Consider the following 14,000-nt stretch of genomic DNA (forward strand, 5'->3'; position numbering starts at 1 on the left):
CGACGTCTTGGCCACCGACACGTTGGGAACCTTGACGTTCGCGGTCAACACGGGGTCAGCCCGAGCGCGGCGATGGCGCTCGACTCGCCATAATCCATACGGCAACCACGGCACGGCCGGCGCGAACACCCGTGAGGTGTCCTGACGCTCTCCCCTGACGATCAGCCGAGGATGGGGCCGGCCGGCTCGCAACGCCCCGTCCTCGGCGGATCCGCTTGCCTGTTTTTTACCGACCCGCCCAGTGCTGGTGGGTGCGTGGGCGTACCAGGGTGAAGCTGTCGAGCTCAGTGTAGCTGGACGAACCCGCGGCGGCGCCGTAGTGCCTGACGGTGATGGTCGTTTTTCCGCCGGACGCGTCGGGCTCGACGTCGAACGAGGCGAAACCGTACGGAGTGGCGAGATCACGGTAGGCCGACCACGGCGCGGGTTCGGTCGTGGTGAGCGCCCTGCGCTGCGTCGTCGGGTCGCCTGCGGCGACATCGTAGATCACGACGCCGTCCTGGGGCGCGTCGAACGCGGCGGCCGGCGTGGCAAAGGAATGCCCACCGCCACCAATGATCATGTGTACGGTCCCACGGGTCGTGTCGATGACCTTCGCGTCGTCGGCCTGCGGGGCGGGCGTGAGCAGTGAGCTGCCGGGCAGGGTCCCACGCACAGGGAAGGTGCGTTCGAAGTGGTGCTCGTGGCCAGCGAGCACCAGGTCGACACCGTACTGGTCGAACAACGGCAGGAGTTCCCGGCGAATGCCGAGATCCGCACCGTTGAAGTGCGCGGAGGACATCGCGACCTGGTGCATGAACACCACGATCCAGTCGATGTCATGGTCGTGCCGCGCCGCCGCCAGCGTCCGTTCGAGCCAGGCCCGCTGCTCGCCGTGGCTGTAACCGTGGATGTAGGGGTCAAAGCCACTGCTCGTGTAGGTCGGGACATGGTCACGGCGGTAGCCGCTGAAACCGCCGTCCTGCAGGCACACGTCGTCGTTGTTGAGCGAGATGATCCGGACCGAGCCGACGGTGAAGGCGTACCAGTTGCCGGCGAAGTCGGGCACGTCCGAAGCATTGCCCGGCAGGCCGAACCGGGTCTGATAGGCGAGATAGCCCTGCGGGCCGTTGCCGGCCTCGTTCTCGTGGTTGCCCGCGCACGGCATCCAGGGCCGGTTGCGCGCGGACCGCATGTTGTTGTTGAAGAAGCCGCGCCAGGTCGCCACCGGGTCGTCGCTGACGTTCGCGTAGCACAGGTCGCCGTTGACGAGATGGAACAGCGGGTCGAGCGTCTCGACCGCGTCCACGATGTAGCCGGCGTTCACCGACCACGGGCCGAGGCCCTGGCCCACCGGCGCTGGTATCGCCTGGTCACCGAAGCTGGTGAAGCGGAACCGCCTGCGTCCGCGTGGCGCGGTTCGGAAGGTGCCGGCCAGCGGCGAGCCGCCACGGTGGTAGACCTCGTAGGTGAAATCGGTGTCGGATGGCAGCCGGTCGAGCTCGGCGTGGTAGGTCCAGACCGTCTGCCCGGTGAGCGCCTCGACGTAGACACGCTCCTCGGCGTCAACGTTCGTCCCGAAACCGGCGCCCCTGTGCCCCAGCCGCAGCCGGGGCCTGCTCACCTTCTCCGGCGTCGCCCACGACACCGTGATCTGACTGGCCGCATCCGCGCCGAACTGGACATGCAGCTGTTCGGGGGACGGCGCTCCCGCGACCGCGGGCTGACGCACCAGCTCGGCCGCGACGCCCGGACGTTCCAGCAACGGCACCGCGGCGGCGGTGAGACCCACCACCCCGGCGGCACGCAGCAGCGCACGGCGCCCCAGCGCCGGCCGCGATCCAGCTATGGCAGGTTCCTCGTTCATACGGATTCCTCCCCGTTGGCACATCGACACATCGATACGTCAACACATCGGCGTATCGACACATCGGCACGTCCCCATGGCCGTGTCTGTGCGCATCCTGATCGCCATAGCTGTCCACGGGGCCAATGCGGCGTGAAGGGCATTGGCCATCCGCGTGAGCGCCGGTCGAACCAGCTCCCCTCGCCCGTCAGGCGCTGGAGCTCAGGTCACCAGGACCGCCGTAATTTACCAGGGCTACCGCAATCCGAAAACGACGTGATACCCGGCTGGGCCAAACCGACGGACCCTGCTCAGGCATCCCGGCGGCGCAGCAGGACGGCGGCACCGGCAAGCGCGGCCAGCGCATACCCGCAGAACAGTGCGAACCCGGTCCACGACGACAGTGCGGAGGGCTCATGCAGGACTCGAAAAATCGCCTGTCCGGCATTGCTCGGCAGATACTTTTCGATGTGCTCCCGCCAACTCGCGGGCAGGAACAAAACGATGATCGGAAGTACCAGCAACAGCCCGAACAACGTCGCAATCCCACCGGCGGTGCTCCGTAGCAGCGCGCCGAGGGCGACCCCCAGCATACCGACGACCGTCAGGTACAGACCGCCGCCGATCACCGCGGTGAGAACGCCCGGCCGCGACAGCGTCGTGGAGATGTGTTCGGACGCCAGCATCGCCTGGCCAGCGGCGAACGCCACGAACGACGCGACGGTCATCAGCACAAACGTGACCAGGGCAAAGACCGCAGTCTTCGCCCACAGCACAGGCAGCCGCCTGGGGACCGCGGCCATCGTCGAACGGATCATGCCAGTGGAGTACTCACCACTGACGATCAGGACGCCAAGGACTCCGACCGCGAGCTGCGCGAGGAAGATCCCGCTGAGGCTTGTCAGGGTGGGGTCAAAGAAAAGACGGTCACGCGGATCATCCTCATTCCAATGACTGGCGCGCCCCCAGGAGATAAGAATACCGAGCCCGATTATGATCACAAGCGCGGCCAGCAGCGAGTAGCGGGTCGAGCGTAGCGAGTACAACTTCGTCCACTCCGAACGCATGACCCGCAGCTGGGTCACCCCCACCGCCGGTTCGCTCCGCGTCCGCGGGCTGCCGCCGTCCCTGTCGATCTCGGTAACAGCGGTCATGACGATGCTCCCGTCGCGGCTTTTGCGGTGGGAGCATCGGCCTGATACTCGACACTGTCCCGGGTGAGATCCATGAACGCCTCCTCCAGCGACGCCTGTTGGGGCGTCAGCTCATACAGCACGATGTCGTTCTCCGCCGCCGTCCGGCCGATCTGCTCGCTGGTGAGGCCGGTGACCTCCAGGATGTCGGGCGCGCTGGCGGTTACCGTCACGTCCACGCTCACGAGCAGCTCACGCAGTTGGGATGCCTGCGGCGACCGGACCTTCACGGTGTTGGCCGACGCACCGTGGATGAAGTCCGCGACAGATGTGTCCGCGATCAGGCGCCCACGGCCGATCACGATGAGGTGCTCGGCGGTCAGCGCCATCTCGCTCATCAGGTGCGAGGAGACGAAAACCGTCTTGCCCTCCGCAGCAAGCCCCTTGAGCAGGTTACGGATCCAACGGATGCCCTCTGGATCCAGACCGTTCACCGGCTCATCCAAAATCATGATTGAGGGATCGCCCAGCAGCGCGGAGGCGATCCCCAGCCGCTGTCCCATCCCGAGGGAAAAACCACCCACCCGCTTGCGCGCGACTTCGCGCAGACCGACCAGATCGATCACCTCGTCGACCCGGCGCCGGGGGATCCCGTGCGTCTGCGCCAGCGCCAGCAGATGGTTGGCGGCCGAACGACCGGTATGAACCGACCGGGCCTCCAGCAAAGCCCCAACCTCACACAGCGGAGCGGGAAAATCACGGTAGCAGCGGCCATTGACCATGGCCTTGCCGCTGGTGGGCTCATCCAGGCCGATAATCATCCGCATGGTCGTCGATTTACCGGAACCGTTCGGCCCCAGAAAACCCGTCACCACGCCAGGCTCCACGGCGAAGCTCAAGCCGTCGACCGCCGTCTTTTCCCCATAACGCTTCGTCAGCCCCTCGACCTCAATCACAGTGTGCCCTCCACAGTTTCCGGTGTCGCCGACGCCACCGACATTACGGTCGTCGTCGCTGCCGCCGACCGGCGGCAGCCTGAAATCCGGCGGTGGGTCCGGCTGGCCAGACCCATCGCCGGGCATGCCCCCGACATCTACGATCAGCGATCGTGGAGTGGAATCTGCGGACCTGTGCCCGTAAAGGGCATGTCACCTACCGTCCGGACGAGCCGGCTCTGGCCGACCGGCTGGTAGCACAGACCCCGGCTGGGCCGGCCTGGCGCTGTCTGCGCTGCGGGGACTTCGTCGTCGCTGATCCGGTCGCGGCCGGGCCGGCGCGCGACGCACCGGTGCTGCTGCGCGGCCGGGCGCTACGGGACGCGACGGTGCTGCGGCTGCTCGCGGTGGAGCGCATCGTCCGCGCGGTGCTACTGGCTCTGGTCGGCTACGCTGTGCTGCGGTTTCGCCAGTCCGAGGCCGACATCCAGGAGCTGTTCGACAAGGCGATCCCGGCCGCGAAACCACTCGCCTCGGTCCTGCACCTTGACCTGGACAACAGCCCGACGATCACACACCTGCGGCACCTCATCCACACCAAACCGAGCACTCTGCTGCTGGTCGCCACCCTGCTGTTCGGTTATGCGGCCATACAGATCGTCGAGGGTGTCGGGCTCTGGCTGCTGCGGCGCTGGGGAGAGTACTTCGCCGCCGTCGCCACCTCGGTCTTCCTTCCGCTGGAGGTCTACGAGCTGACCGAACGGGTCACCGTCCTGCGAGTCGCCGCCCTGGTCATCAACGTGGCCGCCGTTGTGTACCTCGTCGCCGCCAAGCGCCTGTTCGGGGTGCGCGGTGGACGCCGGGCGTTCGAGGCGGAGCGGCAGAGCACATCCCTGCTGGAAGTCGAGCAGTCCGCGGAGCTACCCGACCATGAGCTGTCCGGCAAGAGCGCCCGGCTATAGGGCGTTACGACCGCGGGCATGGCGGTTGGGGATGTTTCGAAGGACGTCACCCATTGCCGTAAACCTCCCCGAATATATTCTCTCCGCGTCGGCGTCCACCAGGCATGCGGTCGCGCCCGGAGTATTCTGGAAGAGAAAATTTTACCCATGCCGGGTCGGCGTGCTCGGCGCGGAGGGAGCAAGAAAATGGGACAGCCGGTCATTCATTTCGAAATTATTGGTAATGACTCCGAAAAGTTGAAGAACTACTACTCCGGCCTGTTCGGATGGAAGATCGAATCAGCTAACCCGATGAACTACGGGGTCGTACAGCGCGTCGGCAATGTCAACGCCGAAGGTGTCGGAATCGGCGGCGGTATCGCGGCGGCACCGGAGGGATATGCCGGTCATGTCACCTTCTACGTCGAGGTACCCGACGTAGAAGCCGCGCTTGTGAAGGCCGAGAGCCTCGGCGGGTCACGGATGATGGGGCCGGAAAAAGTGATGGAAGGGGTCGAGATAGGGCTTTTCAACGACCCCGAGGGCCACTTGGTCGGTGTCGTGCGGTCCGCGTCGTAACAGTTCCCCGGGCGCATGCCAGGGGCCCCGCTCGACACGGGGCCCCGCTCCGGCTCCAGCCGGGGCTGTCCCCGATGCCCCAGAAAAAGAAGATCGGGAAACATTGTCGGACGGCGGGAAAATAAGAGCACCCGAGGACGGGTGCATGGATCAAGGAACGGGGCTGGGGTGCGTGCGTCGCGAGGCGAGGGCATGCCCCAGCCCCGCGACACCGCGTCCCCTGTTGCCAGTCGTAACCCGACGGTCAGCCGACGGCCCGGCCGGAGCCCACCTGGATATATGGACGCCAGCCGGGCGCGGTCACCGCGGAACGGTGTCCGCCCGGTATCTCATATCCCGTGGTCGGCCTGCCACCAGTAGCCCTTGCTCGTGGCGTCCCGCCGGAGGTCGGGCAATATCGTGTTGATGTCGTTCTGGGTGTCGGTGATGTTCCAACCGACCCACGAGATCCCCTGCCGCTCGAACACCTGGGTCGTCCAGCGGGAGCCGTCGAACGACGTAGCCTCGGCCACAGTTCCGGCCGGCCCCATGAACTCGGTGGAGATGACCGGGTAAGAGGCTTTCAGCCTGACCCACGGCTGCGAGCTGGTCTCCCAGTAGGCGTGGAAGCCGACCGACGTCTTCGACCAGTCAACGACCCCGTCGAACTGGCTGGCGATGCTGAGCATCGTCGGCGCCGAATCGCCCCCGTAGTTGGCCGGCACCGCGAAGGACAGAATGATTATGTGGGTTTCCGGGGCCTTCGCCCGTATCAGCCGGTAGATCTCCTTCTGGTCGGCGATGTTCTGTGCCGTGTAATCCGCGGGCCGCCAGGTCACCGGCTCGTTGTACAACTCGTAGAGCACGTTCGTCCGATTCGCGTAGCGTGGCGCGATCACACCCCAGAAATCCCGCAGCCGGGCGATCGTGTACTGCTGATCAGCATCGGCGGCCAGCGCGGAATGATAGTCAATCATGACATACATCCCGTGGGCATCAGCCTTTTCGATGATCTTGTCCAGATAAGAGGTTATCTGGGCCATCGTCGGCGAGTCCGACGCCTCGTTGTAGGCGACGGCGACACGCACGCCGTTGAGGTTGTTCGCTTTCAGGGTCGTCCAGAAGGCTTCGCTGGTGGCGGCCTCACGCGCCCACAGGACCTGTGAGGCACCGGACGAGTAGTTCAAGTACCACAACGTGCCCGCCCGCAGCAGGGTCCCCTGGTCGGTCACCACGGTGTTGTTCCGTACCTGCACCCGGCCACGTGCCCCGGCCGCCCCCGCCGAGCCGCCTGCCGACGATGACGCCGCAGGCGTCGTGCTGACCGTGGGAGCGGGGACAGCACTCGGGGCCGCGGTCGCCGTCCCCGTGGCGGCCGATGATGCCGACGGCTGAGTACCGCCGTTCGCGGCGCCCTGCCCTGCCGTGGACGTGGCGGTCGGCGAGCCGCTCGGCTGGCCCACCTGGGTCGCCGGGGACTGGCAGCCGACGGCCGCGAACAACAGTGCGAACAGGAGCACCGGCAGATACGCCGCTCTCGGCCGGAAATGACCGTAGTGCGCTGTGTTGGACATGCCGTCTTCCGATCATTGTCGGGGCCATTACGATAAGCAGCAAGTCATGCGCTCTGCGCAACATACTGCAACAGTTGGGCGACTCTTCCTCCCGGACGGCGCGCGGCTACCCAGGCGGCCCCTCCGTCAACCCTCGGTAATAATGTCAACCACAGAACGATCGGTCCACACAGTTGTGCATAAATTGGCCAAATCGTGCGAATCCATTTTCACAACAGTCGACAGCTGGCCTCAGCCATCGGTGTGGCCATCGGTGTGGCCATCGCTGTGGCCTGACCTACCGGTGTGCCGCGCGAGACTTCAGAAGAGGATGCGGTCATGCGCGCAGTCGTTGTGAAACAGCACGGCGGACCGGATGTGCTCACGGTGACCGACCTGGCCGCACCGCAGGCCGCTCCCGGCTGCCTCGTCGTCGACGTCGAGGCGGCCGGCGTCAACTTCATGGACATCTACCAGCGGCAGGGCAGCCCGTCCTACGCCGTCGATCTGCCCTACGTACCGGGCACCGAAGGCGCGGGCACCGTGGTGGCCGCCGGTCCGGGTGTCACCGGCTTCGCCACGGGCGACAAGGTCGCATGGACAGGCGTGGCGGGCAGTTACGCCGAGCGGGTCGCCATCCCCGCCGACCGGGCCGTCCCCATCCCGGACGGGGTGCGGCCGCGAGTGGCGGCAGCCGTGATGCTGCAGGGCCTGACCGCCCACTATCTGGCCAACAGCACCTACCCGATCGCGGCCGGGGACCCCGTGGTCGTGCACGCCGCGGCCGGCGGGGTGGGCCTCCTGCTCACCCAGCTGGTCAAGATGCGCGCTGGGATGGCCATCGCCACCACCTCGACGGCTGACAAGGCCGAGCTCGCCCGGCGGGCCGGAGCCGACCACGTCATCGACTACGAGGACTTCGCCACCGCGGTACGAGAGATCACCGACGGCGTCGGCCGGGCAACCTTCGACGAAGGCCTGACCGCGCTGCGACCACGCGGCTACCTGGTCCTCTACGGCGCGGCCAGCGGGCCGGTTCCGCCGCTCGAGCTGCAGCGCCTGGCCGGCGGCGGATCGTTGTTCGTCACCCGCCCGACACTTGTCCACCACATCGCCAGCCGTGCCGAGCTGCTGCGCCGCGCCAATGATCTGTTCACCTGGATCCGGCAGGGCCGGCTTGAGGTCCGTATCGGCGGTACCTATCCACTCGACGACGCTGCCTGGGCACATGACGACCTTGCCGCCAGACGCACGACCGGCAAGCTGCTCCTGCTACCGCGCTAGATTTCCTGGGCCTGCTGACTTCCTGGGCGTCCGACCGCGCGAAACGGACATCATCCCCAGTGAATCGTGCCGCGGGAGCGTTGCGGAACGGTCTCGTGTCACGGACCAGCCAGCGGTGCCGCGTCAGCCAGCCAAATGTCGGCATTGTCAGAGACGCTCGACGGCCCACCGGTGGAGAAGAGGTAAATCCCTGCTGGCCGAATTCGTCGGACACGACCTTGCTTGGCAAACCATCCCTGAACCGGTCCGGATGCGCCCTGCGGTCTGGTGTCAGAACGGTGGCGGCCCGGATTCCGGCTTCGGCGCTGGTGCGGGGTCTGCGTCCGGTGCGGGATACGGCTCCGGTTCGGTGCGGTAGACCCGCTGTTGCGGGCTGGTCCACTCAACCACCCCGGTGGCGGTCCTTGTGACCGTCCAGCCGCCCCGATGTTTCAGCCGGTGGTGATGCCCCCGGCACACAGCCACAAGGTTCCCCGCGGCGGTCGCCCCACCCTCGCCGTACGCCCGCACATGATCAAGATCGCAGGCTCGGGCGGCTTTCCCGCAGCCCGGGAACCGGCACGTCCGATCCCGGGCGCGGACATGCCGGGCAAGCCCAGGCGAGGGGAACCGGCGCCGGCCGACCTCCACCACACTCCCGTCGACCGGGTCGGTCAACAACCGCCGCCAGCTGGCCTGGGCGGCAAGCTCACGGGCCAACCCGGCGGGGATCGGCCCATACCCGACGAGTTCCCCGGGAGCGTCGGTCAGCCCGAGCAGCGTCGGCAGCGGGATGACCACCCCGACCTCGACCCGGACCGGGGGATCATCGTGGAGCCGACCCAACAGAAGGTCGGTCAGGACGTCGGCGCGGCGTTCATCCGCGCTGCGGGCATCACCCGGGGTGGCGGCGTGGCGGGCCAGGGCGTCGATCCGCTGGTAAGCGGCCTGGGCATCCGCTGCGGGCAGCAACGCCCACAGCTCGGCCATCCCGTCCTCGACCGGTTGGATCCGTACCGCGCGTTCCCGGCGGCGTTGGGCGTGGCGGTGCGCGGCGCCGGCGGGGTCGACGGCGAGCACGGCCCGGCGCAGCGCCTGGCGGAACAGGGCATGGCTGCCTCGCCCGCCCCGGGTCAGAATCCTTTCTTCCACGGCTGCGGTGTGGGCGTCGGACAGGACGCCGGTGGCCTCGACGACGGCGCGGACCCGGCGTAGGTCGAGGGTGCCGGCGGCGAGCGCTGTGAGGGTCGCGGGCAGCCGGCGGGTCGCGGTGACCGCGAGGTCGAGCTGGGTGGTCGCGGTACTCGGGGACAGGTCGAGGGCTGCGGCGATCTCGCAGGCGGTGAACTCGCCGGCCCGACCCGGCCCGTCGGTGTCGGTTTCAGCGCGGAGGTCGGCGAACCGAGCCTGGGCGTGGATCATCGTGGCGTCCAGGGCGGCTCGCCGGCGGGTGATCGTGATCATTAGGGTGAGGCAGGCACCCGCGTCCAAGCCTGCGATGTCGAGCCCGGTGACGTCCACACCGGCAGCGTCGAACCCGGTGACGACGGGCTCCGACCCCGACCTGGCCAGGGTTGGCCAGGTCGGGGTCGGGGCACCCACCGCGCGATTCGGACATATATTAAGAATAGCCATCTAATCGGATATTTCCACCCCGCCCGGCGACCACGAATTCGACCTGTTCACCGGCGGGCTGGTGACCGTGAAGCAGGAACTCAGCACGGCTCCGGCCCGGTCAGAACGGAACCGCAGCCCCACAAGGGGCGGCGGCGTGACCCGTGAACGCCAAAGCTCACCGAAATGCAACGGCCTGAAGAAGGCCCGGCAGAGATCGCCAAATGATCCTTTTATCCCGCTGAATCGGGTCGCCCCCGATGCATCAGCAGCTCAACCGAGAGTTAGAGGACGCTCGCCCCAGCCAGCGGCAGGCGTAACTGTCGACCTGATTCCCTCGGACCTCACGGCTGTCCGCTTGGCACGCCCGAAGCTCGGCACCCGCCTCTTCACGCGGTGGATGCGCGGTTGCCGGAGACCGAACATGATCTACGGTTTGCGCAGAAACATCGGCGGTGACCTGAAGTCGGCGAGGGAACGGTCGGTGGACCAGGGAGCGTAGGGCGCCTGCGCGAGCATGCCGAGAGCGATCAACGGGCGGTCGTAGTTCACTCGCCAGCCGGCCCAGTCCCGCCATGCCTGCTCCCGATCGGCCCGGACGGGCAGGCCAGCGGAGGCGAGGCCGTCGACAACCGTCTCCCACTCGTCCCGGGAGATGCTGATCGGGTCTCCCGGCCGCGGATCGGACGGATAGGGAATCTGGAAGAAATCGGCGATGCGACGCAGCGCCAGGTAGCCGGACCGGATGCACAGTTCCGCTTCGACGTCTCGGGATACGTCCAGCACCGCGGCCAGCAGGGCCGCGGAGTCAAGTACCGCGCCAGCGGCGGTGATCCAGGAGTGCTCGGGCTGTGGCGAGCGGAAGAACACCAGGGCCGCGAATGACGTGTGGCTCTCCTCGATGTCGACGAACCACGTCTCCATCTCGCCCCAGGTCGTGGTCAACCGGTCGAACCGCTCAAGCCGCCAGGCCCGGGTGAGCAGGTCGAGGCAGGTGGGAGGGCTACCGGCCCGAACCTCCAGCTTCGCGACCGCAGCCTCTCGCCGGCTGAAAGCAGCGTAGATCACCGGTAGATACGAAATCAACAAGGTGACCAGCAGGAGGCCGATCGAGGCTTCAACGAAGGCGAGCGCGATCGACAGCCCTCCTCGCGGCACGTCGAATCCCAGCGTGAGCAACGAGGACCCGGACATAACGAGCGCGTCACCGAGGCCACGGGCCGGCTCCGCAGCCCACTGGGCGAGGACAAAACCCCCGTAGACCAGCAGCAACCAGGACTGCAGCAGGAACAACAGGGCGAACGGGCCATAGTTGGCGTACACCCGGTCACGCAGGTCGTACGTGGGGGCACGGCCCACCCTAACCTGAAACGCCCACCGCACCAGCACGAAAACGAACCGGCTCAGCCGGGAGGGAACCCCTCGGGGCAGCACAGTCGTGCGCACCGCCGAAAGCACCGTGGCGAGGATGACCACCACACCGGCGAGCACGCTCGCAATCCTTAACACGATCACCATGGGGACCGGAGCAGTATGCCACCGCCGTCAACGATCACGATCCACGGGGTGCGGCTGCGGTTGCTTCACGCCCCTGTTCCCGGTCGCTCGCAGCCCGCATGCACCGTCGTATATGCCTGTCTGGTGGCCGGTGCGAACGCGGAAATGCCGCTGTGGGAGAACGGGAATTCTCCACGCTTCCGTCCACCAGATCGAGGGGGCACTTCGCACGTGCGATGACAGCAGACTCCAGACGCTCGTACGCCGAACTTCGGTCGACGAGCCCGCGTGATCTTTTTGTTGGTCAGGCTACTGCCCGGCTACAGCTCTGTCGACATCCGCCCGCTCCGTAGGCGCCCGGTCCGCCGGTACGGACACGGCAGCCGGCTTCTTTCGTACCGGAAACCACCAGTTCCAGTCGCCGAGCAGTTTCATCATCGCGGGGACCACGATGAGACGGACAATGGTCGCGTCGACCAGGATAGCAGTGGCAAGGCCGACACCGAGCTCCCTGGGCGCGGTGCCCCCGGCAAAGGCGAACGAACCGAAAACAGTGACCATGATAAGCGCGGCAACAGTGATCGTCCGGGCGCTGGCGGCCAACCCGTGGCCAACGGCGCTGGCATTGTCCGCTCCCGCGAGATACCGTTCACGGATGCGGGTGAGAAGAAACACCTCATAGTCCATCGACAGGCCGAAAACAATGGCAAGAAGCAGGACGGGCACGATCGAGTCGATGTAGCCGGGTGCGGAAAAACCGGTCCAGCCCAGCCAGCCCCACTGGAAGATCGCAACAAGGACGCCGTAGGCCGCGCCAACCGAGAGAACATTCATCATGACCGCCTTGAGCGGCAGCAGCACACTTCGGAGCAAAACGATCAAGATGAGATAGGAGAAAACCAGAATAAAGACAATAATTTTCCAGAGGTCCCCGAAGATTGCCCGGTCCATGGCGGCTTCGAACGAGGTCGTACCAGCGATATCCGCGTCCCGGCCACTGATGGCCCGCACCGTGCCGAGCAGCGCACGGGCCTGGTCGGACTCGGGATCGGCGGCGGGGACCACTTCGACGAGATAGTTCCCGGCGAAAGCCATCGGCGGCGTCACTGCGGTGACCCCGTCCAGTGTGCGGACGTCGGCGGCGATCCGGTCAGCCGCGGCCTCGCTTGAAACAACGAGTTCCATCGTTCCCAGCGCACCCGGGCCAGCCAGCTCCGCGAGCCGCTCCGTGGCCAGCCGGACCTCCGCGCCAGGAGGAAGCTGCTCGAGCGCTCCGTTACGGGTGTGGATACCCAGCAACGGGCTTGCCGCGATGAGCAGGACCGCGGCTCCGGCGCTGAGGAAGAGGACGGGCCGACGCATGATCATGTTGGTCCAGCCGACCCAGAAGCGACCGGCGCCATCCGCCATCCGATGCGCCGCTGGCCGGTGTGCCCCTGGCCGCCGCACCGGGCTCCTGCCGACCCGCCGTGGCGGTATCCGGATCCGCGGCCGTTCGATCCAGGGCCCAGCCAGGGCGAGCAGCGCGGGCAGCAGCGTGGTCGTGGCAAGAAGCGCGGCAGCGACAACAATGATCGCCCCAGCCGCCATGGAACGGATCGCGTTCACGTTGACGAGCAAAAGGCTGAGCAGCGAGACGATAACGGTCGCACCGGAGTACACGACCGCCGTGCCCGCGCTCGCGAACGCGCCGCGCAGTGCCTCGCCGCGTTCGACGCCCTCCCGGAGCCGGCCACGGTAGCTGGCAACCACGAACAGGGAGTAGTCGACAGCGACCCCGATCCCCAGCATCGACGCGATGTTGGTCACGTAGACCGAGATCTCGAACGCACCGGCGAGAAGGTAGATCACGGCACCGGTCACGGCAACGGCGACCAAGCCCAGCGCTATCGGGGTCAAGGCGGCCACCAGCGTGCCGAACGCGGCAAAAAGGATGAGCAAAACGAGCGGGAAACTCACCGTCTCCGCCCTTACCGCCTGTTTTTTGGAGATCTCCTGGAAGTTCGACCACATGGCGGCCTCGCCAACCACGCGCGTCGACACACCCGCACGATCGGAAACCAGCGCCCGGCGCAGGCCCGCCGCGAAGTCAAAGATTCTTTTCTGGTCGACGGCACGCATGGGGACAAGCGCGGCACGTCCATCGTCAAAACGCTGGACGGGACCGCCGGAAAGCAGTCCGGGATAGCGGCTGAGCTCAACGCCGACCGCCGCCAGCCTGGCGTCGACAGCAGCGCCGCTCGCGCCCTGGACAAATACGGCAAGCGATTCACCCGCTCGACCGGGAAGTTCCTCCAGTTTTTCTCTTGCCAGCGCCGCCGAACTGCCGGGCACGTCCCAGCCGCTACCGGAAAGGCGACCGGTCTGCATCGCGGCGAACGGGACGGCGACAAGGAAGAGCACGAGCCAGGCCCCGGCGAACGGCAGCCGGCGGCGTGCGACGAAAGCGGCAAGCCCACCGATCATTCTTTCAACACGCCCAGACCGGCCGTCCCCCACAATTCCCCCGTCCAGTCGCCTGGCGCCGCATGTCACGATCGATGCGCCTGGCACGACAAGAAAACAAATGTCCGGCTTGCGGTGCTCCCCTGGGCGCTGTTTAGAGCGACCGGCAATAGGGGCGCGGCGTCGCGGGGCTGGGGCACGCACCTCGCCGAATCGCTCCCCATCCATCGCTGCGC

Annotated in this window: 10 protein-coding genes; 3 read left to right on the forward strand and 7 right to left on the reverse strand. The window is 66.8% G+C overall.

Features of this window, described 5'->3' with window-relative positions; translation table 11 throughout:
* Positions 1–226: 226 nt before the first annotated feature.
* From MJ797_RS13185 to MJ797_RS13195, 3 genes are all read right to left on the reverse strand, one after another.
* Positions 227–1,846, reverse strand: a complete 1,620-nt coding sequence (locus MJ797_RS13185; RefSeq protein ID WP_239334630.1) for a fibronectin type III domain-containing protein — start codon at positions 1,844–1,846, stop codon at positions 227–229.
* A 290-nt stretch (positions 1,847–2,136) separates the two neighbouring features.
* Positions 2,137–2,979, reverse strand: a complete 843-nt coding sequence (locus tag MJ797_RS13190) for an ABC transporter permease subunit (protein WP_239334631.1) — start codon at positions 2,977–2,979, stop codon at positions 2,137–2,139.
* Positions 2,976–3,914: an ABC transporter ATP-binding protein gene (locus MJ797_RS13195; RefSeq protein WP_239334632.1), complete on the reverse strand. Its 939-nt coding sequence runs from the start codon at positions 3,912–3,914 to the stop codon at positions 2,976–2,978. Before MJ797_RS13195 ends, MJ797_RS13190 begins: the two co-directional genes overlap by 4 nt.
* A gap of 152 nt (positions 3,915–4,066) precedes the next feature.
* Here MJ797_RS13195 and MJ797_RS13200 point away from each other — a divergent pair, with 152 nt between their 5' ends.
* Together MJ797_RS13200 and MJ797_RS13205 are read left to right on the forward strand one after the other, a co-directional pair.
* Positions 4,067–4,855, forward strand: coding sequence for a DUF2127 domain-containing protein (locus MJ797_RS13200; protein ID WP_239334633.1), 789 nt, complete (start codon positions 4,067–4,069; stop codon positions 4,853–4,855).
* 186 nt (positions 4,856–5,041) lie between these two features.
* Entirely contained in the window at positions 5,042–5,413 is a 372-nt protein-coding gene (locus MJ797_RS13205) for a VOC family protein (protein WP_239334634.1), read from the forward strand.
* 329 nt (positions 5,414–5,742) lie between these two features.
* On the opposite strand, the gene MJ797_RS13210 is transcribed toward MJ797_RS13205, so the two are convergent.
* Positions 5,743–6,966 (reverse strand): cellulase family glycosylhydrolase, encoded by a 1,224-nt coding sequence (locus tag MJ797_RS13210; protein ID WP_239334635.1) that lies wholly within the window; start codon positions 6,964–6,966, stop codon positions 5,743–5,745.
* Between the two features lie 318 nt (positions 6,967–7,284).
* Between MJ797_RS13210 and MJ797_RS13215 the strand changes: the two genes are divergently transcribed.
* Positions 7,285–8,229 carry a quinone oxidoreductase gene (locus MJ797_RS13215; RefSeq protein ID WP_239334636.1) on the forward strand — a complete coding sequence of 315 codons (945 nt, stop codon included), beginning with the start codon at positions 7,285–7,287 and terminating at the stop codon, positions 8,227–8,229.
* Between the two features lie 270 nt (positions 8,230–8,499).
* On the opposite strand, the gene MJ797_RS13220 is transcribed toward MJ797_RS13215, so the two are convergent.
* The 3 genes from MJ797_RS13220 to MJ797_RS13230 form a co-directional block, all read right to left on the reverse strand.
* Entirely contained in the window at positions 8,500–9,810 is a 1,311-nt protein-coding gene (locus MJ797_RS13220) for an HNH endonuclease signature motif containing protein (protein WP_239334637.1), read from the reverse strand.
* 441 nt (positions 9,811–10,251) lie between these two features.
* Positions 10,252–11,313, reverse strand: a complete 1,062-nt coding sequence (locus tag MJ797_RS13225) for a hypothetical protein (protein WP_239334638.1) — start codon at positions 11,311–11,313, stop codon at positions 10,252–10,254.
* A 315-nt stretch (positions 11,314–11,628) separates the two neighbouring features.
* A partial coding sequence (locus MJ797_RS13230) for an MMPL family transporter (protein WP_239334639.1) occupies positions 11,629–14,000 on the reverse strand: 2,372 nt, incomplete at its 5' end.

The organism is Protofrankia sp. CiP3 (assembly GCF_917627345.1).
In the GTDB taxonomy this organism is placed as follows: domain Bacteria; phylum Actinomycetota; class Actinomycetes; order Frankiales; family Frankiaceae; genus Protofrankia.

Excerpts from the sequence above, each read along its gene's own strand:
- MJ797_RS13185 (WP_239334630.1), bottom strand. The coding sequence starts at position 1,846 with ATGAACGAGGAACCTGCCATAGCTGGATCGCGGCCGGCGCTGGGGCGC.
- MJ797_RS13190 (WP_239334631.1), bottom strand. The coding sequence starts at position 2,979 with ATGACCGCTGTTACCGAGATCGACAGGGACGGCGGCAGCCCGCGGACG.
- MJ797_RS13210 (WP_239334635.1), bottom strand. The coding sequence starts at position 6,966 with ATGTCCAACACAGCGCACTACGGTCATTTCCGGCCGAGAGCGGCGTAT.
- MJ797_RS13215 (WP_239334636.1), top strand. The coding sequence starts at position 7,285 with ATGCGCGCAGTCGTTGTGAAACAGCACGGCGGACCGGATGTGCTCACG.
- MJ797_RS13205 (WP_239334634.1), top strand. The coding sequence starts at position 5,042 with ATGGGACAGCCGGTCATTCATTTCGAAATTATTGGTAATGACTCCGAA.